Consider the following 25,855-nt stretch of genomic DNA (forward strand, 5'->3'; position numbering starts at 1 on the left):
TCTTTCGTAAATAGTTAACGTACCGATGCTTCCCTTTTCAATCTGGACTCAAGGGGAAGTTCCTTCAAGATGGGATAGGGCTGCAGCTTCTCATCCGCTTGCTTTACTGCATTCCATTCTTCTTCACTTCCTCTGATGAAGAGATACAGGTGGCCGCTCAGTGTGATGCGGTCCAACAGATCAAAGCGGTCGACCCATTCAGGCAATGCCTCACCAGAAGTCCTCACCACCCATTCACCATCACGGCCGGAAAGGGATTCGACTCCTATTCTGGCACGCGTCTCGGAAGATGCGTATCTTCCTTCGATCAGAGATAGAAAATCCTCCACCATCGCACTTCCTGTAGGTAATTTACCCGCTCCCGGTCCTGACAGGGTGACCCTTCCCACCAGGCTTCCTTTTACAGACACAACGTTTTCAACATTCTCCACTCCGTAAAAAGGATGAGACTCCTTCACCAGTACCGGCTCCACTACTCCGCTTATGCTTTCTCCGTCCCTTTGAATCGACCCGACATGCTTGAACCGGAGGGAGAAGGATTCAGCGGCCTGCAGCCAATCACTGGTTAGATCTGTGATCCCTTTTTTCGGGACCGCTCCCCAGTCGGGCTGACCATGGAAGGCGGCTCGACTGAGGATCATGAGCTTATAGAAGGCATCCTGTCCTCCTACATCACTGGTGGGATCTGCTTCTGCGTACCCTTTTTCCTGAGCAATAGAAAGGGCCCGCTCGAAGGACAAGCCTTCTTTCCTCATCTGGGAAAGGATGAAATTGGAGGTCCCATTCAATATACCTTGAATATGTGTGATTTCATTCACATTCAGTAGTTGCCTGATGGCCCCGATAATGGGAAGTCCTCCTGCCGTAGTCGCTTCAAATCCGACTGCGACTCCCCGTTCACGTGCCCGTGTCAAAAGGTCCTCACCCTTCGAAGCAAACATCGCCTTATTGGCCGTTACAACATGGATCCCCCGTTCGATGGCCTTGGTGAGATAGGTGTATCCAGGTTCTTCCCCGACAATCGCTTCAAACAAGACATCGATGCCCTCTTCTTCCAGGATTTCGTCAAAGTCCGTCGTGACCTTGATGCTTGGATCAATCTCTCTTTCCTTTGATGGGTCTTTGATCAAGATGGCACGGATCCGCACCTCTTTTCCCGTGATATCCTTGATCCTTTCGCGATGTGTTTCCAGGGCTTCGTATACCCCCTGACCGACGGTTCCGAATCCGAGTAGTGCTACGTGCAATTCTGACATGTTTCTTCCTCCTAAAGGGTTGAATGACTTGGTTGAAAGATGGCAGGGGATACAAAAAAGCCCCCTTCTTATGGTTAAGAAGAGGGCTTATGAGGCAGGCTCCTCCCCTTATCTTCCAGATCACCATCGATCTGTAGGAATTGGCACCTTTCATGATTGCAGGTTGCCGGGCTTCATCGGGCCTATTCCCTCCGCCGCTCTAGATAAGAGTGTGTGTTTTTCTGGTTTGTTCAGTCAATAAGTATGAGTAGGATTATATAGGGGATCAGGGCTTTACGTCAATAGGTTTTTTATCTTTTCTGATAATTAGACTCTTTTCGACCCTTTAAAAGCAGGGCTAAAAAAGATTTATTTAAAATACCTCAAAATACGTTTTAACCCGCACACGAAGGGAAACAAATGACTACTCAACACCATTCAGAAAGGATCGGGTTACACCATGTTTAAGAAATTCCTGCCAAATGACGTACAAAAGTACCTGCTCATGTCCAAAAGACAGCGGGCTCACGAAATCCAGCTCACCATCTGGTTCATGCCCTTCCTTTACATCTGCCTGTCCCTGCTGCTTGTGGCATGCACCTTGTTCCTAGATCTGAAAGTAGAGCTGTCTCATTATGTACCAAAGCTCTTCAGCATGAATGCATCGGTCACCAGGACGCTCGTCAGTACCCTGATCGGCGGGGTACTCACTCTGAGTGCCTTTACACTGAACTCCCTTCTCGTCGTCCTTACGACATTCAGCGGACAGTTCTCGCCACGCATGCTGCTGAATTTCATCTCCGATAAAAAGACCCAGCACGCTCTCGGCATCTTCAATGGGAGCTTTGTCTTTGTACTATTCAACTTCCTCTTCATCGGAAGTTCAAAGAAAGAAATGTTCACCGCCGCACCCGTCCTGACCGTCATCGTCGCCTTCATTGCAGCCATCACTTTCATCTTCTTCATCAACCACGCCTCTACGTGGATGCAGGTACATAATATCACCTACAACATGAAGAAGGTATCCGAAGTCATGATCAATCAAACACTGAAAAAAGATCTGGAATGCCACCGGACAAAGGATGATCATCCCCGGTTCGAATTGGACGAAAGCAAGTGCCTGAATGTCAAAGCAAAGGCATCGGGCTACGTACAGCTCATCGACTTCCATTCCATGATCGAGAAAGCCAGGGAGGACGGGATCATCGTACGCCTGCACTTCAAAATCGGCGATTTCGTCCTCTGCGGAAACAACCTTATCTGCCTGTACGGGGCGGATGAAGAAAAAGTCGATGTGGAAAAATACCTGGCTCTTATTGAAATCGGCCACAAGGAAACGGAAATTCAGGATCTTCAAATGGGAATGCACAAACTCGCAGAGGTGGCCATCAAATCCCTCGGCAATGACGACCCGAAAACAGCGTCCAATACGATTCACCAGATTACGGATCTGATGCTCACCATCAATCATCATCTGTCATTCTCCCCTTACTTAATTGACGATGATGAGGATGTCCGGGTCATTCTCGAGATTGAAGACTTTGATTATTACCTGTATCGCGGATTCGGATACGTCAGGCATTATGCCCGGGGCAACCATTTGATCATCACCGATATCGTAAAAGCTCTTTCCCGTCTTTCAGAAACCCTGCCGCGCGAACGGCATCAATGTCTTTGGGACTTCGCCGCCAACACCATCGATCATATAGAAGAATCCGTGATCTATGAACTTGATAAAACCTTCTTGCTCACCGAACTGAAAATCCTTGCCAAGATCACCGGTCATACCGAAGAGTACCAACACATCCACCAAAAATTTTATCCCGATGCCAATCGGAACGTATAACTGATGTTTCTCGTACGAATACAAAAAGAGCCCATTGGAAGCCGTAAAGCCCGCATCCGATGGGGTCTTTTTGTGTAGATCAAGTTATGAATTCTTCACGATTGATCCTTCAAGCTCGTCAATCTCTTTTTCCACGAACGCCACAAGCCCCTTGATCATATCAGCGGAAAAATCAAAAGATAGTCCTGCCGCTTCATACACATCGGATAGAGAAGCCGTATTCCCAAGCCTGAGCGCTTCCTTGTACCCTTCGATTGCCCGATCGGGGTCTTCTTTGTAGATCCGGTAGAGCTGCAAAGCCCCAAGCTGGGCAATGACATATTCGATGTAATAGAAAGGGACCTCAAAAATATGAAGGACAAAGAGCCACGCCTTCTTCTTCACCTCTTCATACCCGCTCCAATCCTCTTCTGATGACAGATAGCTGTCTACGATCCGTCCGTACGCCTCTGATCGCTCCTCCTTAGAATGACCGGGGTTCTCATACATCCAGTGCTGGAACTCATCGACCCTGATTCCTGTCGGGAAGAACTGGATGATGTCCCTGAGCATATCAAGCTTGGCCTGACGCACCTGCTCTTCTGAATAAAAATGATGCCAGTGATCCATGGACAATAACTCCATCCCCATGCTCGCAAGCTCAGCCGATTCCATCGGGGTCGCCCGGTCAAAAGCAAGGGGGAGAGTACGCTTGAAATCATTGTGGATGCAGTGCCCCATTTCATGGATCAGAGTCGTCACATCCCCATGGGTGCCCGAGGCATTCATGAAAATGAACGATAGACCGGAAACAGGTAGCGATTCACAGAATCCTCCCGGGGACTTATTCTTCCTCGTCTCAAGATCCAATAGCCCCTTCGTATCCATCAGGTGGAGAAGTTCAGAAAATCGAGGAGAAATCTCTCCCAATACGCGTCCGGTCTTCTCCACCAGTTCGTCACCTGTCTTGAATGGTCGCAGGGGCTCTTCATCCAGCGGCACGGCCCTATGATCATATGGACGGATGGATTCCACGCCCAACTCTTCTGTTTTTTTGGACAAGATCCTTCCGATTGCCGGCACGACATGTTCACGGATCGAATCCGCCAGTTCCTTGCAATCTTCTGGTGTATAATCGAAGCGATTATATTTCTTGAACATATAATCCCGGTAGTTCGCGAGCCCGCTATTGGCGGCCTTCTGCTCGCGGATCACCATGAGCTCATCCATGATTTCTTGTAGTTCCTCTTCCACCCCACCGAGGGCTCCGAATAGTTGATCGTAGACCTTTTTCCGTTTGGTCCGGTCCGGATCTTCGAGCAGTGGAAACAGTTGGGGAATCGTCAGTTGCTCTCCTTCCCACTCTGCCGTCAGAGCGCCTGTCAGTTCAAAGTATCGTGTGGCCAGACGGTCCTCCTTTATTTCAAGATCAATATTTTCTTCCCTGTAGAGTTCTGCAGCCGTTTGTTTACTCCTGATAAGGCGTCCGTATACTTTTTTATCCAATTCATGTGGACTCGATAACAACTTTTGATCAAGCTGCGCTTCATACCTCTTAAGGAGGGGCAGCACATGCTCCTGATCGAACTGATACGTTTCCTGAACCTCTGTATCCTGATTGTGGGTCTGGAAGTCGATGTAATGGCCATCAAGGGCTTCCCGAAGTTCATCCTGATAATCCGATACCTGTTTCAGCCAGTCTTCTACCTCTTCGGCGTTATGAAACGGAGCCGCCAGAAACTCTTCGAATCTTGTTTTCATCGCTTCTATATTTCTCATATCATGGGTTTCTACATACACCTTTGACATCTTCTCTCCCCCTTTTAACTCTCTTAATTTTACCATTAAAATCCATACACACTCAACTTTTCGGCCGTCCTGGTTTACAAAATGACAGATATGGGAAAAAACAGATCGAAAGAACCAAGTAAAGGTAGTAAAAGGGAAATCATCTTCACTATCACATTTATTCCATTATTAGGATTTATATGGAATCGTTATCCTTATTGATTCCATCTCTCTTCCAAAATCCCAACTTCTTCTTCCTTTTGATGATAAGGACTTTTTTCCTCAATCAAGATCAAGGTGATAGTACCTATTCTTTCATGAGAGAGCAAGCAAAGAATGAATAATGGTGATTGATAGAATTTGGAGATTTCCCTTATACTGTTAAAGGTTCAAACTAGAAAGGAAGTCATAGCATGCAGAAGAAATGGATCTTGGCAGGAACGATCGCCGGTATGCTCGCATTGACCACCGCATGTGGAAACAGCGACACGGCAGCAAAGAAAACAGATGAGGATAAAAAATCCGAACAAAAAGCAGAAAAGAAGGAACAAACCGAGAAAGAGACTTCAGGAGCAAAACTCGAGAAAAAGGATTCCTCTTCCACCCAATCACAATCAGGCTTGATCAATCCTGATCTCGAAGCAAATCTTCCAGACGCCACCCTGGACGTCGTCTATGAAAACGATGAGCCCGGCATAGAATTAATATCAAATAATATGTCCTTCATGGTAGACCGTTATCAAGTCGTTCACGTCAGTCATGCACCTGCTGGTGAGTTCGATGGAGATGAAGCGTATATCGTATCCATGAATGGAAGCATCGATAATCAAACCAATGGAGATCTCTACTTCAACAACCCAGATATCCTCGGAACGGATCAGTTCGATACGCATATGATGAAGCTCGACTACTCAAGGGAAGTCAGGCTGCACCCGGAGATGGACGGAACCGTTGATGATCCCGCCCACTACAAAAAGGGCGAGAAGCAAGAAGGCATACTCGAATACATATTGACGAAAGAGGAATACGAGACCCTCAAGGATGCCAATGTGAAGTTCCGCGTCGCCCAAAGCTCTGCCGATAAGGACTTCTCGGAGAAAGTCAGCGATGAAAAAGTCTTTGATCTTCCCCTATCGGGAGAAAATGCCGAAAAGCAAACGGCTGCTTCAAAGGAATTCTACCCTGACAGCATCCTGAAAGATAATGTGGCAGAAAAAGAGATGCTAGCAAAAAATGAATCCATCGGTAAAACCGAAACCGGTGAGAAGGTGGACGTCACACTCGATGGCGTGCAGTTCACGAAGCTGACGCCTACGGAAAGCTACCAAGATGCCTTCACAGGATTCGGTGACGAAAACATCGTGGCTACCACTGTCAAAGTGACAGTGAAAAACAACACAGATACCGACATTACACTCGACCAGTTCAGCACGTTCCTATCAACCGACAAGGTACAATACCTCGATGAAGGTTCCCTTGCGTTTGATACAGGAAGCATCAAGCCTGGTGAAACCGGTGAGAAGTACCTCGTTTACCTCATGAAGGAAAAGAGCGACTACGGAGAAGCCAAAGATTTTACCTTCCGACTGACCCACCTCACCAATCAAGATGGAAAAGACCTGTTGAAGAACGAGCTCACATTTGATATGCCGAAGTAATGAAAAAAGGCACAAAACGAAAAGGAACCATTTACGGACCAACACGATCAGTATAGGTTCTTAATAAAGCTCATGATTCCCGTGCAAGACTTCGCACTCAGCGGGAAGAGCCTTGGTCTTGGACTCCAATCAACAGCTAGATTAATAGTAATAGTCTTGAAGCAAATAAATACCCGAATTCATTGCCTGATCCCAAGCAGATGAATTCGGGTTTTACTATACGTATGTCCCAACCTTCTCTTCTTTTCATATCCACTCCACACCCGCCATGGTATAATCATTTTTGTAAGCGTTATCTACCATTTTCAATGAGGAGTGTTTACATGTCGATCAACATTTATCTCAACTTTAATGGAAACTGCCGCGAAGCCGTCCTATTCTATGCAGATGTCTTCCGCACGGAACCCCCACACATCATGACCTTCAAAGAAGCCCCGCCAATCCCTGATTTCCCCCTTCCGGAAGAGGCAAAGGAATTGATCCTCCATGCCAATATCGTCATCGACGGCGAAAAGATCATGTTCTCAGACACCTTCCCCGGCACACCCTTCATGGAAGGAAATAATATCACGTTAGCCATCGTCAAAGACAATAAGGACGTACTAACAGCACTCTTTGATCGCCTGAAAGAAGATGGCCATGTGGATATGCCTCTGCAGGAAACGTTCTGGAGCCCCCTCTACGGCGGGGTTACGGACAAGTTCGGCATCCAGTGGCAGTTCAACTACGAAGAATGATAGAAGCCTGCTGGCCGATCGGCCAGCAGGCTTTTGGTTACCTTATGTTCTTTTCTTGGACGGAATCTTTTGATGCTTTCACCTTTGAAGCCGATTTAGGCTTCGGACCTTGGTGGTCGGGACGAGCCTGCTCATATACCGCGGCCCCTACAATTTCAGCCACATCCTGCAGCTTCTCTTTGCTGATATTATCGATTGTATCCTCGGGAGTATGGTACCATGGCTCAAACGGACTGTGGATGAAGGCTCCCGCTGGGATTCCCGCTTCAGCAAACGGAACATGATCGCTCCTGCCGCCTTCACCGATCGGCGTCGGGAATCCGTTCAATCGCTCGCTCGCAGCCTGGGATAGCTCCGTTACGAGGTTCGGGCTTCCATCGAGTGTGCGGAGGACCAGATCACCTGCGTCCCTGCTACCCACCATGTCGAGATTGAAGTACCCGATAATCCGGTCACGTTCTATTTGCGGCAGGGAATCTACATAGTGATAGGACCCCAGCAGACCCAATTCCTCAGCCCCGAATGTAATGAAGCGTATCTCTGTATCTGTCGGTACATTTTTGAACACCTTTGCGAGTTCCAAGGTAACAGCTGTACCCGACGCATCATCGTTCGCGCCAGGAGCCCCTTCTACTGAATCATGATGGGCCCCGATGATAAGCACATCATCCGTTGCTTTTTTCTTATTGACCGGAGCTTTCGAGGCAATGACATTGTGAGAGGTGCGCTCCGATGTTTCCGCTCCCTCGATTGTCAGCCGGACGGTCTCTCCGATATGTCGGCGCAGCTCTTCTCCTTCGGCCTTGGAAAGGGTGATGGCCGGTATGTAGCGATCATCCGGTTCTCCCAATGTCCCGCTCAGCGAGCCATCCGTATTGTTGTAGATGATGACCCCTGCGGCTCCTGCTTCAGACGCATTGACGATCTTCTGTGCAAACGTGATTTCCCCTCGCTGGATAAGAACGATCTTCCCGTCTACATCTACTCCATCAAAGTCTCCTACTCTTCCAAGTCCTGCAGAAACGAGCTCGCCTGACACATCACCACTAACCGAGTAAGTGAATGCATCCGGGTTCCACTCGCCTTGCACCCCTGACAGTTCGATTGCAGTAGGTGCCGTGTACCCTATAAAGGTAAAGGGTTGAAGTGTCACGTCATACCTGTACGATTCAAATTGTCGTTTTACATACCTGATGGCATTTGCCTCGGATTCTGTCCCGGCTACCCTCGGTATTTGTTGAAGCTGATCGATCGTCTGATAGATTCGCTCCGAATCGATTTTCTTGATCAGATTCCGCTCATGCGGATTTTGCAAGAGCTCCTTTCCTGGTTCAGGTGCCCCTGCAATGGCTGGTTGAAGTCCAACAGCGCCAAACGATAGGGTCGTCGCAAGAGCAATGGATACGACAGATTTTTTCAAACGGTTTCCTCCTCTACTTATTTGATAGAATAGTAACAATATTTTGTCGTTTAATGAAAGAGTAGGAATAACCGGTAAGAAACTACCATTTATAGCCCATTGGCATGATCATAGCCGGTGGATTGAACCTGTAAAAGCCACCCTCGAGTGAAATCAAGGAGTTGTCGAAAGGCCCCTGAAGTTGAGTAAGTATGGGACCCTTTCGGAATGATTGCCTTTTCTACCTCTCCCGAACGCCGATTGGAGAAGTTTGAGTGATAGAGGGAGCAGTAATCGACGGAGATTTCTTCATCCTGGTCACCGTGGGCAAGCAAGACATTCCCCATATACTCATTTGCCCGCCGTATCGGGTCCCACCCTTGAAGGGTCGTGAGAAACTCTCGCTTCAGCTCATAGCCCAAATAATCTGCCTTCCCGTCCCGCAAGATGGCTTCTTCCACATCATCTCCGATAATGCGTCCAAGATCATGCCGGGGAGAGCCGACCGCCGACCAGAGGGCAAGGTGGCGAACTTCTTCTTCGATGGCTGCTTCAAGGGCCACTGCCCCCCCAAGGCTGTGGCCGATCAAGGCAATGCTCTCCGGGTCCACCCCTTTCATCTGCTTCACAAACCCGATGACCGCCTTCGTCTGTGCAATGAAGCGATCTTTTGTATTCAAGCCGTACTCCCCCAGACTTTCTCCGCAACCGTCGTAATCGAAACGTACGACGATGTGTGAGCTGAGTTCATGTGCAGCCTTCACGAATAATCGGTCCACGCCTTCTTTTGAACCGACGAAACCATGACAGATGATGACGGCCGGATGGACGCCGAGACGTGTAGCAGGATACTGTATGGCTGCAGGAAGGTGGGTACCCTCCCATGGAATGGATGTATACCAGCTCATCTTACCCTCTCCTTTTATCTTAGTAGATTTTCCTTACGGTTTGTATGTGCCTTCGAACACTGTTTCCCCTATGGCTAGGCCTCTACATGCGCGCCTTTTAAAGTGTATAAATCTGCGCCTCAGCGTTATGACTAATTAATCCAATCGATTTAATCGGATTTATATACAAAAAAAATCTCCCATAAGGAGATGTACATTACTCTCTCCCCTTATCTGCCAGGCTGAAGTTGCCTACTGGAATGAGCACCTTCCATTTGGAGGTTGCTGCGGGATCGTTGGACCAGATTCCTTCCCCGACTCTTTATAAGGTAGTATAGATTAAATTATCTTACAATTCACTCTTTGTCAACCATAAATCCTACAGTGAAACTATGAATTAAAACTAAATCCCCACTTGACAGGTTGGTTTTGACGCTGTAAGATTGGCTCAACATCTTTACCCCCAATGATCCATATCGACCGAAGGCATATCAACTGCCTCCGGTCCTTTTTTTCGAGAAGTCAGTCTTCCATCTCATATCGTCCGTCTTCATAGATCCTGAATGCCCCGACTTCCCCTGTTCCTCCTTCATCTTTGAGGGTTTGTGATATGAGATGGAGGGTATAATAGGTCCCTTTTTCATCGGTTTGGGGCTTGCCATCACCCTCATCAATCAGGATATCTCCATCAGATGCCACGTTCAGCTCATCCTTTAAGAACTCAATGGCTGTTTCCACATCCGTAATGCCTGCAGTGGACCCGGATTCCCCGACTGGTCGTTGCGGTCCAGGAGCATTCCGTGCCGATGATTCGCCATCCTCTGCAGGCTCCTCCGCTTCCTGACTGTCCTGATCATCCCCGGAAGAGTCCGATGCTTCTTGATCCTCTTCACCGAGTGATACTTGGTCGGATGTTTCATCAGGCTGTTCCGGGGCATCTTCTCTTCCCGCTTCCTCTGCATCAATTGTTTCTGTTGCATCCGTTTCCACCGGCGCTGTATTTCTTGGGGATTGTCCGCATGCACCCATCAACAACATGATGGGAATCAACGCGATTAACCGTTTCCAGCCGTTCATTGCTGTCTCCCCTTCCTCATTCTTCCTCATACCACCATTATTTCAGAAACAGGGTGGCCGGACAACTCTCAACCACAGGGGGCCTTCATTCATCATCTGTGCAGACAGACCGAGTATAATCATTGGCTCAACGAGCATCCTATGCCTTACAATCTGCTTATAACCTAATCGAGGAGGAAGTACCATGAAATATACCGTCATTACAGGAGCAAGCTCCGGGATTGGCTATGAGGCCGCTCTGGCATTTGCAGCACGGGGGAAGAATCTGATTCTTGCTGCCAGAAGGAAAGAGAACCTTGAGGAGTTGAAGGACCGCATCCTGAAGGCCCATCCTGACCTGGATATCAAACTTTTCTCCACCGACCTGTCCGTTACCTCCAACGCTCATTCCTTCTATGAAGAGATCAAGTCATTTGAGCTGGAGACGTTTGTGAATAATGCCGGTTTCGGTAATTTCGATCCCGTCGGCGAACAAAATCTGGACAAGATCGAACAGATGATGAGACTCAATATCGAAGCCCTCACGATCCTCTCCACCCTATACGTGCGCGACTTCTCACAGGTCGAAGGAACGCAGCTCATCAATATTTCCTCAGGCGGCGGCTACACGATCGTTGCCGATGCGGTCACCTACTGTGCGACCAAATTCTATGTGAGTGCCTTCACGGAAGGACTTGCGAGAGAGCTTTCCGAATCCGGTGCGAAGATGACAGCGAAGGTTCTTGCCCCTGCCGCTACGGAAACGGAATTCGCCCAACGATCCATTGATTCCGATCAGTTTGACTATGAAAAAGCACTGCCCAAATACCATACTGCGAAGGAAATGGCACAATTCCTCCTTGATCTGTATGATGGGGATCATGTTGTTGGGATCGTGAATGGTAAAACCTATGAATTCCTCCTTCGTGATCCGATCTATCCATACGTATCAAGAACAAGAAACTAACATCAATATAGAAAGGGTGTCCCGAAACGTCGGGACACCCTTTTGTTAATTTATGCGCCTGCTTCCACCGGTACTGCCACCCAGTGGCCACTCGACACTTCGACAAGCTCCGATGATTGCAACCCGTAGCGATCTGCATCCGTTTGTTCCTCCAGAAGGACGCGCTCCTTCTTCTTCTCGATCGTTGGATCAGGAATCGGGATGGCAGATAGCAGGGACTTAGTATATGGATGTTGAGGGTTGGTATAGAGTTCCTCGCTTTCGGCAAGCTCGACGATCTTCCCGGCATACATCACGGCCACCCGGTCACTGATATGCTTCACCATGGATAAATCATGAGCTATGAAGAGGTATGTGAGCCCCAGTCGCTTCTGAAGATCCTGAAGAAGCTCCACGATCTGTGCCTGAATCGATACATCAAGGGCCGACAAAGGCTCATCGCACACGATGAACTTCGGTTCCACCGCCAGGGCACGCGCGATTCCGATCCGCTGTCGCTGTCCACCGGAGAACTCATGGGGATAGCGCTTCGCATGGGAAGCCTGAAGCCCCACCATTTCAAGCAGTTCCTCCACACGCCGCTTCCGGTCCTGCTTCGTTTTGCACAGCCCGTGGATATCAAGGGCCTGACCGATGATATCCATTACTTTGAAACGGGGATTGAGTGACGCATAGGGGTCCTGGAAGATCATCTGCATATGGCGCCTCATCGCTTTCATTTCACGCTTCGTCATGCCGTTGACCGACATTCCTTCATAGGTGACGATGCCTCCTGTCGGTTCATTCAACCGCAAGATCGCCCGACCCGTCGTCGACTTACCTGAACCAGATTCTCCCACAAGCCCCAATGTTTCGCCTTCACGGATAAAGAAGGAGATATCATCCACCGCCTTCAAGGTATGGCCTTTTCCAAGGTCGAAATGCTGACGCAGGGACGATACATCAAGGAGTGGCGGCTTGTCTGGTGAACAATCCTTTTTAGATTTTTTCGGTTCATCGAGACGCGGGAGGGCGTTCAGGAGCTTCTTTGTATACGGATGCCTTGGTGAGGCGAAGATTTCTTCTGTTGTCCCCCGTTCCACGATTTCTCCTTCTTTCATGACCACGACCGCGTCACACATACCGGCCACCACCCCAAGGTCATGGGTGATGAGGATGATAGACGTTCCGAACCTCTCCTGCATATGTTTCATGACATTCAGGATCTGCTTCTGGATGGTGACATCGAGGGCCGTCGTCGGCTCGTCGGCAATCAGGAGGGTCGGTCTGCAGGCAAGGGCGATGGCGATCATCACGCGCTGGCGCATCCCCCCGGAGAACTCATGGGGATATTGACTATACCGCTCCTCGCTGTTGCGGATACCCACTTGTTTCAGGATATCGATGGCTTCCTTCTTCGCCTGTTCCCGTGTCAGGTCCTGATGTTTCACGAGGCTCTCGGCAATCTGGTTCCCGATCCGGATCGTCGGATTGAGGGATGTCATAGGGTCCTGAAAGATCATGCCGATGTCACAACCGCGTATGGACTCCATCTCCTTCTCGGTCTTCTCCGCGAGATTCTCGCCGAGGAACGTGATCTCCCCTTCCTTCATATACGAGGGTGGCGATGGTAGCAGCCTCATGATCGATCGTGCCGTCACGCTTTTCCCGCTACCCGATTCCCCTACGATGCCCAGGGTCTCGCCTTTTTTCACTTCAAAACTTACACCGCGCACTGCATCGAATTCCTCTTCCTTTGATTGGAATGAGATATGCAAATTGTCTACTTTAAGAATTGATTCCACTTTTTCCACCTGCCAGGACGATTTGTTAAATTTTCTAAAGTTTACATTGATTTTTCAAGAATGTGTATTTAAAATATACTAAACAGATCGGAATTATGCAATTTGTATTTTAGCAAAGGAGGGCAACGCTTCACATGGAAACGGCGAAAGCTACTGGCACCTATGCACAAACCCCGATGTTCCAAGATACCTATCAAAAGATGCAGCGACGGAATCTTTATCACATCTTCATTCTGATTCTCGGATTACCGGTCCATCTCGCCGTCTTTTTCATCTATCTTCACAGGAAGAGGAACGACCCTTATCAGAAACTCCTTCACGAAATGAAACAGGGACTGATCGAAGAAGGAGTGAAAGCCACTTACGTAACACGCGCCGAAGAAGAACTTCAAAAAAAGAACATCTTCTTCAATCAACAGGCATCATCCTCAGCCATCAAGGCAAAAGCCGAACGACTCGCTCAGGAAAGATTGGATGAAACGGCTGAAGAGAGGACGGTCAAACAGCTCACCCTGCAGGACGAACGGAAGATCACGTATAAAGAAACCTTCGGGTCCCTACTCCTGAACCCGACGTTCCTGATTCTATCTGCTCTACCCGGTCTCCCTATGTATCTACTACTGCTCTTATACAGCAATCATTTTGTAAAATACATATTCGAACGCCTCGTCATGAGCTTATTCGTCATCATAGGAGTCGCATTCCTTGTCTTCACCATCCTGTACCTATCCCCGTTCAATCCGGCAGCGAACATACTCGGGGAGACAGCGACAAAGGATCAGATCGCTGCATTCAATGTCATTCACGGTTTGGATCAGCCTTATCTTGTGCAGCTGTGGAACACGATCAAAGGAATTGCCACCTTTGACCTCGGCTCTTCCTTTACAGGAAATGAAGAAGTCGCATCGAGCATCGGAAGGAAGTTTCCCATCACCCTGACACTGGCCATCATTTCACTGGTCATGGCAATTGTGATCGCCATTCCGATCGGCATCGTTTCTGCAACGAAGCCAAGGTCATTCTTTGACTATACGTTTATGTTCGTGGCGTTGATCGGTCTGTCCATCCCGAACTTCTGGCAGGGGCTGATCTTCATCCTGAACTTCTCAATCAAATGGAAGTGGTTCCCGGCAACCTACACCCCGGGCAACTGGCTGTCGATCGTGATGCCGGCCGTCGTCCTCGGGACCGCTTTGACTGCATCGATTGCCCGAATGATGAGGTCATCCACCCTGGAAGTGATCAATGAGGACTATATCCTGACGGCCAAGGCCAAAGGATTGAACAAGCGGCAGGTGCTCTGGAAGCACGCAGTGAGTAACGCCATGATCCCCGTCATCACGGTCATCGGTCTCCTTTTCGGCGGAATGCTCGGAGGTGCCGCCGTGACGGAGAAAGTATTCAACATCAGCGGGATCGGAAGCTACATCGTCGATAAGCAGTTCATCCCCGATATTCCCGCCATCATGGGAGGGGTCGTCTACATTGCCATCACGATCTCCCTCGTCAATCTATTGATCGATATCCTGTATGCGTTCTTCGATCCGAGGATCCGCTCCAAGATGAAACAATATTAAAGCAGGTGCATGTATGACAACCAACGTGGAAGTACCGCATTACAAAAAGAAATTCGCACTGAAAATATCATCTGAATATACACAGTCCACCTTCACATGGGTGCTGTCCCTGGCCATCACGCTCATCTTCCTATTCAACAGTTTCGACCTGTCGGAAGGGTCCATGAAGCCGGTTGCATTTACGTTCTTCGCGGCCTATGCATTCTTCACCATCGTACAGCTGGTGATCACGCGGCTGATCAAACGGGACCTGAACAGGGACGGGGTCATCCGGAAAAGCACGAGGCGCCTTGGCTATCTCCAGCTTCTCAGCCTGTTGACGGCCAATGTCTTCACCGTCAGTGCCGCCTTCCTACTGATCAAAGAAAAGAAATCGCCCGAATACACATTCTCGGTTTATATGATTCTGACGCAGATCTTCGTCATTGCCGTATCCGCTCTTAATCTATTCAAGCCGTACGTATCGGATACGTTCCTACTGGGGATGTTCCTGCTCCTCGCCATCACGATGTTCCACCTCGCCGTCCTATGGATGGTGATCACGTTCGGTGAACGCCTGCCGAAATGGACCGGCATTGTGGCGGTTCTATTGATGCTCACGGGATTGACGGGCAATCTTTTCGCCATCTTCCTCGGGTGGAACCTCCTCATGAAGTCACGGGGAGAACATCATCCCGTCACCGGCACATGGTACCGGGTGTGGGATAAGGTGACCGGCAATATGACATCCATGCTCGGATTGTTCTTCATTGTCTTCCTGTTCTCGATTTCCGTTTGCAGCTACCTGACGTTCGATTATGCCCTCGCCGTAGAGAATAATTACTCGGCGATCCTGCAGACGCCGAACCTTGCCTACCCCCTCGGGACCGATGATTATGGGCGAGACCTATTCTCCCGGATCATCTTCGGGGCACGGATCTCCCTCATCGTCGGGTTCCTCTCAACGTTGATCCCGTTCATCATCGGCGGCATCCTCGGGGCGATTTCGGGCTATTACGGTCAGCGGACCGACAATATCATCATGAGGCTACTGGATGTGCTATACGCAATTCCGGGAATCCTCCTCGCCATCGTCATCATCGCAGCATTCGGGTCCAACACGACGACCCTTGTCCTCGCACTGAGTGTCGGGTCGATCCCGACCTATGCCAGGACAATGAGAGCCAATGTGCTCATGGTATCAAACTATGAATATGTCGATTCCGCCCGCGCACTGGGCACAGGGAATTTCGAAATCATCTTCCGGCATGTGGTGCCGAACTCAATGGCACCGATGATCGTCAAATCGACCCTCACCATCGGGGGGGCAGTGATCGCCACCAGCAGTCTGAGCTATCTCGGACTCGGTATCGAGCCTCATATACCCGAGTGGGGAAACATCCTGAAAATCGGCAGCACGTATCTTGAAACACATTCCTATCTCGCCATCTACCCGGGTCTTGCCATCATCCTCCTAGTCCTCTCCTTCAATTTCCTTGGAGACGGCCTGCGGGATGCCCTTGATCCGAAGTTAGACTAAAACCAACACCTTAGGAGGTCATTCATTTTGAAAAAATCCATTTTCGCCGTGTTCCTTGCGCTTGTCCTGTTTGCAGCAGGCTGCGTGAACACAAAATCAGATGTAGCTGAAGACAGCAAGAACGATGGGAAGAAGCCGACCATTGAAATCCTCGGCATGAGTTCAAGCGAGTCCGATATCAATATCCTTCGCGACCAGCTTGTGAAAAACGGCTTCGATGTGAAGCTGAATGTTCAACCGGACTACGGAAGCTTCAAATCACAGCAGGATGCAGGAAACTATGACGTCGCCCTCTCCAGCTGGACGACGGTGACAGGTAACCCTGACTATGCCGTACGCTCCGTCTTCAAATCCGGTGGAGATTACAGCACAATCGCCGATGAGAAGGTCGACAAGCTGATTGATGAAGCAAGTATGCAAACGCCTGAAGAATTCACCAAAACGTACAAGGCACTGGAAGACCGCCTTGTATTCGAAAAAGCGTATATCGCACCGCTCTATATCTCATACAAAGCACAGGGAATCAACAAGGACGTGCTGAACACCGATACCGTCCGCCTCTCCAAATCCCGTGCCCTAGCGTGGGAAACGATCGACTTCAATGACGAAGCGAAACGTGCTAACGATCCACTGATCATGCAGCAAAGCATCCCGACCCTGACGTCCCTTGACCCGATCAAAGGGAATGACGGATCCATCAATACAATCAACACGAATATGTATGTAAGGCTTGTGAACCTGACCGATGATGACAACATCACGGCTGATGGTTCCCTCTCCCGCAACTACACGATCGGCGAAGGAAATTCAGAGTACTACTTCCTGCTACGCGATGATATCAATTTTGCCAAAGTAACAGACAAAAAAGCCGTCGATTCCGGTGAGCGCGTCGGCGCCGACGATGTCATCTTCTCTCTGGACCGTGCAAAGGATAAGGATTCCGTTCCTGATCACCGTACGTACACCCTCCATGAGCATATCAAGGATGCAGAAGTCGTGACCGACCTGAAGGAACTTGACGGAAAGACCAATGACGGAAAAACGATCCGTGAAAGCCTCGAGAATGGCCTTGATCAAAAAATCTCAAGTCTTGTAGATGATAAAAACGACGCCGATAACGGAAGCGGAAAATACCAAGTCGTGAAAATGACGACGACCGAACCATTCCCACAAGTATTGAACTACCTTGCCCACCAATCGGCCGGGATCGTATCGAAGAAACAAGTGGAAAGCATCAACACGTATGATGTCGCATCCTTCGATGTGAAGAAAGACATCCCGTACGGTGACCAAAACACCGTCACGGAAGGCGACAAATACGATAACAGCCTTTACGCAAGCGGACCATACATCATGACGTACAAAAACGATTATGAAGCCGTCTTCCAGAAGAACCCTGCCTACATGAAAGGCACTGAAAACGAAGCGAAGATCAGCAACATCAATGTCCGCTTCATTGCAGAAGCCGACAGCGCCCTGTCCGCCCTGCGTAACGGGGAAATCCATTTCTACTACGGAGTCCCTGAAACGAAATACGAAACCGTAGAAAAAGACGACAAGCTGAAGCTGCAGCGCATCGAAAGCAACGGCGTATCGTACCTGCTCTTCAATTCCAAAGGCCGTGACGTTTCCAAAAGTGACGACCTAAGAAAAGCCGTCCTGTACTCCATAAACCAAGATGAGTTCATCGACTACTACCAAGGCAACAAAATCAAAGCCGTCTCCACCGTCAGCCCCCTTGTCGACACAGGCAACGAGCTGAAGGCCGACAGTGATAAAGTGAAGGAATTCCTGAAGAAATATCAAGAGAATAAGTAATCGGAAAGAGCCTGCCGGAAGAGATCCGGCAGGCTCTTTATTTGCTTCATTTCTGTTTCCGGTACAGCAGGATAAAGTAAACGCATATGAGCATGACGCTATAGAAAAGGATCCACCCATAGTTTGCATAAACAGACGCCGATATGGAAGACAGATCATCGTTCATCGCCATGATATCCAGCGAGCGATAGAGGGGAGGAAGAAACCACATCACCACTGGGGCAATCCATTTCCCCATGGATGCCAACGCCAGGGTAAGGATGAGCACCGAGAGCGTCCCCCACCATGTGTTCAACGGATTCCTCATCCATTCCCTTGTGAAGAGGGCCGACAAGGAGATGGATAAGACGCTCAGTGAGAAGTGGGCAAGCACCCCCATTATGACATGATATTGATTCAACCCTTCCCCGAACCCTCCGATGACCAAAGGATACCCGACCGACAGGATGCTGAGGACGAAGCCATTAAGCAGGGCAATGGTATACAGGGATGCATGATAGCGCCATACCGGCCTCGCATGCATGAGCGTCACTTCTTTTTGACCCTCATCCTCCGCATGGAAGATGGTGATCGTGATCCACCCCATGATGAAGAACAGGGCAATGGACGTAAAGGAATAGCTGTCCAAGATAGGATTGGGCGTATATGTGTAATTCAGCATCAGAACGAATAGGTATATGAATAAGGGCGGTATAGATTTAAAGGTGCGCAGATGAACAAGGAAGGAATAGCGGAACAGTGCCGTCATGACTGAACCACCCCTCTTCCCTCGATCATTGAAACGTCGACTCCTACTTCTTTGATGGATGCTCCTCTTTGCAGAAGTGCCAGGAGCACCCTGTCCATTTCATCCTCACCCAGCGCCGCTTCCATGCGCAACCGGTCATCGGTTAGTTCGAGTGATTTTTTCATTTCAAGAAGAGGAGTTACATGATCCAGTTTTGTTGAATGGATATCAAAGACAATCCTGAATTTTTCCTTGAGTAAACGCTCCTCTTTCACCAGTCCCTTGTCTTTTATAACAAAGATCTGATCGGCAAGCCTGCTCAGCCTTCTGGATTCATGACAGGTGAAGACGATTCCCACCCCGGTTCCTTTCAACTGCCCAAACAATTCCTCTAATTCCTGCTGAGCAGGGGCATCAAGTCCGGACAGTGGCTCATCCATGATAACGAGATGCGGCTCTTCCAGCATGGCCTGCATGATGAGGACCTTTTGCTTCATGCCTTTGGAAAAGGTGGAGATACGCTGATCTTTGACAGACTCCAGTCCGAAATCTCCCATCAGTTTGGTTATCCGTGTCCGAAGGGTGCCTGCATCCATCCCTCGAATCTTTCCCATGTGGGTCAAGTACTCTACAGGGGCAAAGGGAATACTTCTTGGCGTGACTTCCGGTACATAACTAATGGTCAAAGGCATCAAACCGTGAATGATGCTTCCTTCGTCCACCCTGCTCATACCCGCAATCAGTTTAAGCAATGTGCTTTTACCGGCTCCATTATCTCCCCTCAGCATGACGATTTGATTGCTGTACAAAGAGAACGATATCCCTCTTAATACTTGGTGTTGTTTATATTTTTTTGAGATATTCACAGCTGTTAGCAGTAGCGACACGCTTCCTACCCTCTTTCACATATATGGAAATATATTCTTGCTCATTATTACAGAAAACCCGAAAAATTCCCATAAAAAAGAGGCTTCCCCTTACATACTGGGGAAGTCTCCTTCATTGCAAGTTCGATTATCTATACTGATCATGCGCTGGTCGGAACAGATCCTCTTCCGCTTTCCTGACCATGGCGAAATGCTCGACATTATAATGGCCGTGCAGGGTCGCATTGTGATGCGCAATGATTTTTTCCGCAGGCAGTGCCTTTGAGTCGGAGGTCGTGTGCCCATCCTCTACGAGCGTCACGTCAAATCCACTGACCGTCGCCGTTCTTACAGCCGTATCGATGCAGTACTCTGTTTTGCACCCCATCATAACAAGATGACCGATGCCGGCATCCTTCAAATGGGCGAGAAGAGGAGTACCATGGAAGGCATTCGTAGCTGCTTTATCAAAAATCACGGCGTCCCCCGGGACATGGATATCTTTATGGATTTCAAATCCAGGGCCCTTTCCTTCCGCCACATCCACATCGCGGATGAAGACCATGTCGATCTGTTCCTTTTGCGCTTTGGCAATCACCTGATTGATTGTGGAGATGACCCTCTCCTTTTCCCAAACCGGCACCTCGGTTTCGCTTCCGTCCATGAGATCCTGCTGACAATCAATGATCACTAGTGTCTGTTTCAATTTATCTACCCCTTTATGTATGCCATGTTAATCCCTTCTATAATATCACATTATTCAGATATCATTCTTTTTTATCAGTCTCGGGATAAACAGGAGGGGATAGAGTAATAGATACAGATTAAATCCCCACTACGCCGCATCAAAGTCCTTCATCCATGCCCAGAAGGCGACCGCCTGCAGACCGGAGCAGCTGGTGAGTACAAGGGAAATCAGGGCAAGGCCCTTCCAAGATGGATTGCCTCTCTTCAGCAGGTAGAGACTGGTTAATCCGGATACAGAAATCAGGAGATCCAGAGGGAGGAACGACCAGTTCCAGGCCACGATATGGGGATCATCATAATCCTTGAACGCCCAATCCTGGGGAATCCACCCCGTGAATGTCACAATCCAATAGAGGATGAATCCAATGTCTGTAACGAGAAAAAAACCTTTCATGGCCCTCACCTGTTCGTCTCCTCCCCAATCTGCGGAGTATCTTCCGTACCGTGACCACCAGCCACATTCAGGATCACCACTCCCGCAATGATCAAGATGATCGCCACCGCCTTCAGCCAAGTGATGGTCTCACCGAAGTAAAACACCCCGATGAAAGTGATGATCATAATGCCCATCCCTGACCACACGGCATACGCAAGGGATACGTCCAACCCCTTCAAGGCTAGCGTCAAAAATGACAAACTCGCTATATAGAAAACCATCAATAAGATACTCGGTCCAACTTTCGTAAAGCCCTCCGACGCCTTCATGCTCGACGTCCCCGCGACCTCGAACAATATGGCCGCGATGAGATAGATCCAGTGCATGATAAATCACTCCTTTTAAGCGGGTGGGGTGTTTGTGCCTGGCACCCTTTGCCCTTTTTGTGCCTGGCACCTTTCGCCTCTTTTGTGCCTGGCACCTTTTCCTCTTTTTGTGCCTGGCACCTATAAGGAAGCTCTTTTAAGCACGAACTGCGGAAGTTAAAATTCCCACTTCAGTAGCTTAATGCATTTTAAAGGGATGTCATGTCGATCTCATCATATAAACTCGTAAGGAATGGAAGATCCTCAGGATACTGATGATCGAGTATGCTGAGCTCATCAAACGAAAACCAGGCGGCTTCTTCCACTAATTGATCGGGGTCGTTCAGGGGCCTCGGGCTGCCCTTCACCGCTACAAGGAAGTAATGAATGCAGACATCGTAGCCTTTGACGACGGTCGTTTTGATCTTCAGTTTCTTAAGGATCTTCACGGTGTATCCCGTCTCCTCCATCATTTCCCTTACACAGCAGGCTTCAGGCGTTTCCCCTTTTTCGATTCCGCCTGACGGGATCGCCCACTTGGTGGAGTTGTATCCTCTTACGAGAAGGACCTCATTTTTATCATTGAAGCAGACACCTGCCGAACCATTCCATGTTTTTGTCATTTTACATTTCCTCCGCTTTCAGTATGACTTCTTTCGATGCAGCTCCCGACATCCTGGCGGTAAGGATGCCATAACACAGTGATCCACCAAGACCGATCAGGAGCAAGACTCCGCCCATGTAGACCGGTGACAGCCACTCGCCGACGACGATGAGAAGGGAAGCAATGATCATGGCTCCGTAACCAGTGAGGCTATAGAAGGCCATGTAGGTACTCCTCCCGTTCTCGGGGGCCAAGTCACCGATCATCGCCTGTTTGATTGGTACATACATCAGCTCTCCGACGGTGCCAAAGAACATGAGGATGAAGAGGAACAGGATATTGTCGGTGACCGCAAATGCACTGAAACAGATGGTAAAAACAATAAGGCCAGTAAGCAGGGTGGTCCGGTCCCTCCACTTCCTGAACATGAGCAGAACGAGGGCTGATAGTGCCACGACCAGGAGTGTATTTTCCGTCCGGAGAAAACCAAGGAGCCGGGTCCCGTCAAGTTCAAAGCTTAAACCGAATACGCTCCCTGTCTGCTGCGGAATATCCCGCTCAAAACGGATGCCGATGTAGTTTGTGAGGGACTGTTCCAACGTAAGGATCAAAATGCCTCCCACGATGAAATACATGAACAGCTTATCTTTCAGCACGCTGCTGTAACTGATGGATACAGGAGGTACATCTTCATGGGATTCTGAGGTGAATAGCTTTCCGAGATGAATAGAAATTGTGACCAGTAAAGAAATAAACGTGATGGACGTGACGCCGATGAAGAGTTGAAACAGGTAGTCTTTGAAGAGAAAGGCCCCGACTACACCTCCGATGGCATTGGCAAGATTGGCGAGCCAATAGCTGATGGTGAAGACGGTTTTTCGCGAAGCGGAGTCTGTGACGTCGATGATCATAGCCTGGGCGGCGGGACTGAACAGACCACCAAAGAACATATTGAAGATGAAGAGAAAGGCTGTTACATAGGGAAGATCGAACCATGGTGAGTTACACAGGGTGATGAAGACATAGGAGACCAGGAGCCCGAGCTCCCCGTACACCATGATCTTCTTCCTCCCAAGTTTATCGGACAAGGTACCGCCGAGGAAACCGCCGGCAATGCCACTCAGGATCACGACCACCAGGACGATACCCGTGATCGCAGCCCCGAGCTTACCGGCAAAATAGATTGCCAGGAACGGCATGACGGCCATGGAGACAAGTCCGCCGAAAAACTGCATCACCAGCCTGAATTTGACGTTGGGATGGATCTCCTTCAGTTTTACCATTTCCTCGCACCGTCGGGGTGTTGATACGGACCGAAGAGGCGTATGGCTTGTATCTTCAACGCTTCCCACAGCCTGTGATTACTTGGGGCATCTATGTAGGTAAGTCGCATTCCATTCAACGTGGACATGTAGGAGTGGGCGAGAAGGTCAGGAGGGTCGGGGTAAAATAATCCCATCTTCTGTCCTTCCTCCAGTACGGGACTCACCGACTCAATAAAATCGGTCACAAAGCCATCCAGCTCCTCGAACAATGCCGGATAGCGATCGAGCCTAGCCAACACCTGCTGGACAAGGCGGAGGAATTCACTTTTTTCTGAAAAGATCGTGACATGGCGGTCGACCATGGCCTTAATGATTTCCATGGGGTCACCGGTAAACGTACCCTTGATGTCGAGGAAATGCGGTTTGATCTCCTCAAGCTGTTCCAGGATCACGGTCTCATAGAGCAATTCCTTCGTCTCGAAATACGTGAAGACCGTTCCGAAGCTTACACCTGCTTCCTTTGCGATATCCGCTACAGTCGTCTCGAAATAGCCCTTTTCGCTGAAGATTTTGCTTGCAGTACGAAAGATCCGGTCGCGTTTAAGCCTCTTCTTTTCCTCCATCGATGGTTTCATGGCGTATCCCCTTTAAAATTGATTGATTGATCAATCAATAATATACACCCAAACATTTCCATCGTCAATATTTATTTTAGAAAATTCAGAATCACGAAGACACCAGCCATTCTTCCCTGGTCATTGCATAAATCGCCTGCCTTGCCCCGAATCGCTCCACTTCTTCTTCCACTCTCATCCCGAGATTCTCCAATAGCCTGCATGAGCGGTCATTCAACACTTGGGTTTCAGCCACGATGCGTTGGAGCTCCAGCGTCTGAAAGCCATGAGTCAACACTGCCGCCACGGCTTCCTTGGCATATCCCTTCCCCCAGTGCTCCGGTAAAAACTGATAGGACACCTCCGTATCCCGGCCATTGTGATGGGTCGAAAGGGATACTCCTCCAAGAAATGTACCGTCCTTCAAATCGCGAACAGCCCAGTGGAGCTGCTGACCCATCACTGCCATCAACCCTTCAAAATCCAGATCGTTCCTGACTCCGCCAAGATATCGCCTTACATCTTCGTCTGCATATAACCTCCTGATGGACGGGATATCCTTATCCGTCATACGCTCGATTGAACATCTATCAGTTCTCATCATCTTTCTTACCCCAGCTTTCCCTGATTTCGTTCACGATGACATCCGGCCGGTCCCAATGAATCAAATGGGATGCCTGAGGGATATCCTTCACAATCGCCTTAGCCCCATCTTTAAACAACGTAGCCATATGAATCCGGTTTTCCTCACGTTGAACCGGCAGTGTTGCACGCAAAAGGACGATCCCCCGTGGCAATCGATCATAATGCTCAAGGACTTCATGCCGGTGCATGGCCATGACGTATGCTGCACCCGTTTCCCCCCGTGCGTGCCAGTAATATCGTCCATCCTTCATCAAAGCAAGATCTTCTCCTGCACGGTCAAGAGCATCCGACCTCCGGCTTCCACTGTATACCGCTTCATTCAGAAACTCATCCCATGTACTCCACGAATCCTCGAAATCCTTGCGGTAATACGCGACTTCATCCGCTTCACTAATATTTCCGAGGCTCTTTGCCTGATAGCCTCCGTCAATCAGGATGGAGCCCCTCACCTTGTCACGGTTCTCCAACAGATAGAACAAATGGGCGAAACTTCCCCAGGAGTGGGAGAGAAAATAGAAGTCTTCCAGTTTCAGTGCTTGGATGACCCCCTCCAGCCACTCAGCCATCCTGGGCATTTCATAGTCTGCCGGGTTTGCAAATGGAGCAGTCCGGCCATGACCGGGGGCATCAACGGCTATGATCCTGAATTCACCTTTTAATTCTTCTGCAATTTCAATGAAACTGAGAGCCGTACTTCCCAGGCCGTGCAGGCAGAAAATTACGGGGTGATCATGATCACCCCACTCGGTGATATGGGTGTTGGATCGATAATAGGTTTTCACTACAACTATCTCCTCTCTTATGGTTCTAAGCATCATTATCCTACTTTTGGTAATTGCACACCATCCTCATTTTTATTCCTTTTTGTTTCAATAGAAGGAACCGTGGAGTCGATCCACCCATTTATAACGTTTTCACCATTGTATAGTAGCTGCTACCTGGTGGATAATCCATGATTTCCCCCACAACTTCATACCCTTTGCTTTCATAAAATGAACGGGCCTGGAATTCAAACGTAGTCAACAGTGCCTTCCTGACTCCTTTCTTTATGGCGATCCTTTCACTTTCTTCTAGAATCTTTGTTCCTATGCCTCTCCCTCTGGACTCTTCGTGTAGCCAAAAATCATGAATCTCCATCCAATTCCAGTAACACTCCGCATATAATCCCCCTAACCACTTTCCTGTAGAATCCGATACTATCAAGGTTAGTGGCTTAACCGCATTCTCCTCCCTTTTTTCTTTATGTTTAGGAGAATGCGCATTATTATATTCTCTTATGTTATGATGCAAAAAAGTTGTGAAGTCTTCGTTACCTTCTAAGGAAACGCTTATTTTATAATCCATCTTTTCCTCCATTCAAAAAGGAGGACCATCCGGCCCTCCTTTAAGTGTGTTG

The 25,855-nt window shown here is 48.9% G+C and carries 23 protein-coding genes, 1 pseudogene and 2 riboswitches; of the genes and pseudogenes, 7 read left to right on the forward strand and 17 right to left on the reverse strand.

The features are described from left to right. Nucleotides 1-14 precede the first annotated feature (14 nt). Nucleotides 15-1,256, reverse strand: a complete 1,242-nt coding sequence (locus K6T23_RS17615; RefSeq protein ID WP_238282103.1) for a homoserine dehydrogenase — start codon at nt 1,254-1,256, stop codon at nt 15-17. Between the two features lie 105 nt (nt 1,257-1,361). Then, nucleotides 1,362-1,466, reverse strand: a riboswitch (SAM riboswitch). A 229-nt stretch (nt 1,467-1,695) separates the two neighbouring features. Between K6T23_RS17615 and K6T23_RS17620 the strand changes: the two genes are divergently transcribed. Then, on the forward strand, nt 1,696-3,081 hold the full coding sequence (locus tag K6T23_RS17620) for a DUF2254 domain-containing protein (protein ID WP_238282105.1): 1,386 nt from the start codon (nt 1,696-1,698) through the stop codon (nt 3,079-3,081). A gap of 84 nt (nt 3,082-3,165) precedes the next feature. Here K6T23_RS17620 and K6T23_RS17625 read toward each other — a convergent pair whose 3' ends face one another. Next, nucleotides 3,166-4,869: a M3 family oligoendopeptidase gene (locus tag K6T23_RS17625; protein ID WP_238282114.1), complete on the reverse strand. Its 1,704-nt coding sequence runs from the start codon at nt 4,867-4,869 to the stop codon at nt 3,166-3,168. Between the two features lie 392 nt (nt 4,870-5,261). Here K6T23_RS17625 and K6T23_RS17630 point away from each other — a divergent pair, with 392 nt between their 5' ends. After that, the gene (locus tag K6T23_RS17630; protein ID WP_238282124.1) at nt 5,262-6,506 is read left to right on the forward strand and encodes a DUF5068 domain-containing protein; all 1,245 of its coding nucleotides are present in this window, start codon (nt 5,262-5,264) and stop codon (nt 6,504-6,506) included. Between the two features lie 323 nt (nt 6,507-6,829). Beyond that, nucleotides 6,830-7,243, forward strand: coding sequence for a VOC family protein (locus tag K6T23_RS17635; RefSeq protein ID WP_079515614.1), 414 nt, complete (start codon nt 6,830-6,832; stop codon nt 7,241-7,243). A 37-nt stretch (nt 7,244-7,280) separates the two neighbouring features. Here K6T23_RS17635 and K6T23_RS22220 read toward each other — a convergent pair whose 3' ends face one another. From K6T23_RS22220 to K6T23_RS17655, 3 genes are all read right to left on the reverse strand, one after another. Continuing rightward, nucleotides 7,281-8,663, reverse strand: a complete 1,383-nt coding sequence (locus tag K6T23_RS22220) for a M28 family peptidase (RefSeq protein WP_273546585.1) — start codon at nt 8,661-8,663, stop codon at nt 7,281-7,283. Nucleotides 8,664-8,752: 89 nt separating this feature from the next. Continuing rightward, nucleotides 8,753-9,550, reverse strand: a complete 798-nt coding sequence (locus K6T23_RS17650) for an alpha/beta hydrolase (protein WP_238282126.1) — start codon at nt 9,548-9,550, stop codon at nt 8,753-8,755. Nucleotides 9,551-9,756: 206 nt separating this feature from the next. Continuing rightward, nucleotides 9,757-9,860, reverse strand: a riboswitch (SAM riboswitch). A 191-nt stretch (nt 9,861-10,051) separates the two neighbouring features. Then, entirely contained in the window at nt 10,052-10,606 is a 555-nt protein-coding gene (locus K6T23_RS17655; protein ID WP_238282128.1) for a hypothetical protein, read from the reverse strand. A 184-nt stretch (nt 10,607-10,790) separates the two neighbouring features. Between K6T23_RS17655 and K6T23_RS17660 the strand changes: the two genes are divergently transcribed. Beyond that, the gene (locus tag K6T23_RS17660; RefSeq protein ID WP_238282138.1) at nt 10,791-11,552 is read left to right on the forward strand and encodes an SDR family NAD(P)-dependent oxidoreductase; all 762 of its coding nucleotides are present in this window, start codon (nt 10,791-10,793) and stop codon (nt 11,550-11,552) included. A 50-nt stretch (nt 11,553-11,602) separates the two neighbouring features. Here the strand turns inward: K6T23_RS17660 and K6T23_RS17665 are convergent, their stop codons facing one another. Then, complete coding sequence (locus tag K6T23_RS17665; RefSeq protein WP_238282140.1) at nt 11,603-13,336, reverse strand: ABC transporter ATP-binding protein; 1,734 nt, start codon at nt 13,334-13,336, stop codon at nt 11,603-11,605. Nucleotides 13,337-13,470: 134 nt separating this feature from the next. Between K6T23_RS17665 and K6T23_RS17670 the strand changes: the two genes are divergently transcribed. Genes K6T23_RS17670 through K6T23_RS17680 form a run of 3 tightly spaced genes read left to right on the forward strand, consistent with a single transcriptional unit; the run spans nt 13,471 to nt 18,250 of the window. Continuing rightward, a complete protein-coding gene (locus K6T23_RS17670) occupies nt 13,471-14,913 on the forward strand; it encodes an ABC transporter permease (protein ID WP_404818393.1) in 1,443 nt (480 codons plus the stop codon). 13 nt (nt 14,914-14,926) lie between these two features. Further along, entirely contained in the window at nt 14,927-16,432 is a 1,506-nt protein-coding gene (locus tag K6T23_RS17675; RefSeq protein ID WP_238282142.1) for an ABC transporter permease, read from the forward strand. A 24-nt stretch (nt 16,433-16,456) separates the two neighbouring features. After that, nucleotides 16,457-18,250, forward strand: coding sequence for an ABC transporter substrate-binding protein (locus K6T23_RS17680; protein WP_056540871.1), 1,794 nt, complete (start codon nt 16,457-16,459; stop codon nt 18,248-18,250). Nucleotides 18,251-18,296: 46 nt separating this feature from the next. Here the strand turns inward: K6T23_RS17680 and K6T23_RS17685 are convergent, their stop codons facing one another. From K6T23_RS17685 to K6T23_RS17735, 11 genes and pseudogenes are all read right to left on the reverse strand, one after another. Further along, entirely contained in the window at nt 18,297-18,998 is a 702-nt protein-coding gene (locus K6T23_RS17685) for a hypothetical protein (RefSeq protein WP_056540868.1), read from the reverse strand. Beyond that, entirely contained in the window at nt 18,995-19,864 is an 870-nt protein-coding gene (locus K6T23_RS17690; protein ID WP_318341593.1) for an ABC transporter ATP-binding protein, read from the reverse strand. Before K6T23_RS17690 ends, K6T23_RS17685 begins: the two co-directional genes overlap by 4 nt. A gap of 127 nt (nt 19,865-19,991) precedes the next feature. Continuing rightward, on the reverse strand, nt 19,992-20,549 hold the full coding sequence (locus K6T23_RS17695; RefSeq protein ID WP_056540861.1) for an isochorismatase family protein: 558 nt from the start codon (nt 20,547-20,549) through the stop codon (nt 19,992-19,994). A 54-nt stretch (nt 20,550-20,603) separates the two neighbouring features. Further along, a pseudogene (locus K6T23_RS17700) lies at nt 20,604-20,993 on the reverse strand (DUF5360 family protein). Continuing rightward, the gene (locus K6T23_RS17705; RefSeq protein ID WP_238282145.1) at nt 20,990-21,352 is read right to left on the reverse strand and encodes a DMT family transporter; all 363 of its coding nucleotides are present in this window, start codon (nt 21,350-21,352) and stop codon (nt 20,990-20,992) included. The pseudogene K6T23_RS17700 and the gene K6T23_RS17705 overlap by 4 nt, the downstream one beginning before the upstream one ends. Nucleotides 21,353-21,540: 188 nt before the next feature. After that, nucleotides 21,541-21,954 carry an NUDIX hydrolase gene (locus tag K6T23_RS17710; protein ID WP_238282147.1) on the reverse strand — a complete coding sequence of 138 codons (414 nt, stop codon included), beginning with the start codon at nt 21,952-21,954 and terminating at the stop codon, nt 21,541-21,543. A gap of 1 nt (nt 21,955) precedes the next feature. Next, entirely contained in the window at nt 21,956-23,218 is a 1,263-nt protein-coding gene (locus tag K6T23_RS17715; protein ID WP_238282149.1) for an MFS transporter, read from the reverse strand. Next, nucleotides 23,212-23,835, reverse strand: a complete 624-nt coding sequence (locus K6T23_RS17720) for a TetR/AcrR family transcriptional regulator (RefSeq protein ID WP_238282151.1) — start codon at nt 23,833-23,835, stop codon at nt 23,212-23,214. Before K6T23_RS17720 ends, K6T23_RS17715 begins: the two co-directional genes overlap by 7 nt. 91 nt (nt 23,836-23,926) lie before the next feature. Further along, nucleotides 23,927-24,385 carry a GNAT family N-acetyltransferase gene (locus K6T23_RS17725; protein ID WP_238282153.1) on the reverse strand — a complete coding sequence of 153 codons (459 nt, stop codon included), beginning with the start codon at nt 24,383-24,385 and terminating at the stop codon, nt 23,927-23,929. Between the two features lie 19 nt (nt 24,386-24,404). Continuing rightward, entirely contained in the window at nt 24,405-25,241 is an 837-nt protein-coding gene (locus tag K6T23_RS17730) for an alpha/beta fold hydrolase (RefSeq protein ID WP_238282155.1), read from the reverse strand. A 121-nt stretch (nt 25,242-25,362) separates the two neighbouring features. After that, a complete protein-coding gene (locus K6T23_RS17735) occupies nt 25,363-25,803 on the reverse strand; it encodes a GNAT family N-acetyltransferase (protein ID WP_079516690.1) in 441 nt (146 codons plus the stop codon). Nucleotides 25,804-25,855 lie beyond the last annotated feature (52 nt).

Origin of the sequence: Rossellomorea marisflavi (assembly GCF_022170785.1) — a bacterium.
GTDB lineage: Bacteria > Bacillota > Bacilli > Bacillales > Bacillaceae_B > Rossellomorea > Rossellomorea marisflavi_B.

Coding starts and splice junctions, on each gene's coding strand:
- K6T23_RS17615 (WP_238282103.1), bottom strand. CDS start 1,256: ATGTCAGAATTGCACGTAGCACTACTCGGATTCGGAACCGTCGGTCAG.
- K6T23_RS17620 (WP_238282105.1), top strand. CDS start 1,696: ATGTTTAAGAAATTCCTGCCAAATGACGTACAAAAGTACCTGCTCATG.
- K6T23_RS17625 (WP_238282114.1), bottom strand. CDS start 4,869: ATGTCAAAGGTGTATGTAGAAACCCATGATATGAGAAATATAGAAGCG.
- K6T23_RS17630 (WP_238282124.1), top strand. CDS start 5,262: ATGCAGAAGAAATGGATCTTGGCAGGAACGATCGCCGGTATGCTCGCA.
- K6T23_RS17635 (WP_079515614.1), top strand. CDS start 6,830: ATGTCGATCAACATTTATCTCAACTTTAATGGAAACTGCCGCGAAGCC.
- K6T23_RS17650 (WP_238282126.1), bottom strand. CDS start 9,550: ATGAGCTGGTATACATCCATTCCATGGGAGGGTACCCACCTTCCTGCA.
- K6T23_RS17655 (WP_238282128.1), bottom strand. CDS start 10,606: ATGAACGGCTGGAAACGGTTAATCGCGTTGATTCCCATCATGTTGTTG.
- K6T23_RS17660 (WP_238282138.1), top strand. CDS start 10,791: ATGAAATATACCGTCATTACAGGAGCAAGCTCCGGGATTGGCTATGAG.
- K6T23_RS17670 (WP_404818393.1), top strand. CDS start 13,471: ATGGAAACGGCGAAAGCTACTGGCACCTATGCACAAACCCCGATGTTC.
- K6T23_RS17675 (WP_238282142.1), top strand. CDS start 14,927: ATGACAACCAACGTGGAAGTACCGCATTACAAAAAGAAATTCGCACTG.
- K6T23_RS17685 (WP_056540868.1), bottom strand. CDS start 18,998: ATGACGGCACTGTTCCGCTATTCCTTCCTTGTTCATCTGCGCACCTTT.
- K6T23_RS17705 (WP_238282145.1), bottom strand. CDS start 21,352: ATGCACTGGATCTATCTCATCGCGGCCATATTGTTCGAGGTCGCGGGG.
- K6T23_RS17710 (WP_238282147.1), bottom strand. CDS start 21,954: ATGACAAAAACATGGAATGGTTCGGCAGGTGTCTGCTTCAATGATAAA.
- K6T23_RS17715 (WP_238282149.1), bottom strand. CDS start 23,218: ATGGTAAAACTGAAGGAGATCCATCCCAACGTCAAATTCAGGCTGGTG.
- K6T23_RS17720 (WP_238282151.1), bottom strand. CDS start 23,835: ATGAAACCATCGATGGAGGAAAAGAAGAGGCTTAAACGCGACCGGATC.
- K6T23_RS17725 (WP_238282153.1), bottom strand. CDS start 24,385: ATGACGGATAAGGATATCCCGTCCATCAGGAGGTTATATGCAGACGAA.
- K6T23_RS17735 (WP_079516690.1), bottom strand. CDS start 25,803: ATGGATTATAAAATAAGCGTTTCCTTAGAAGGTAACGAAGACTTCACA.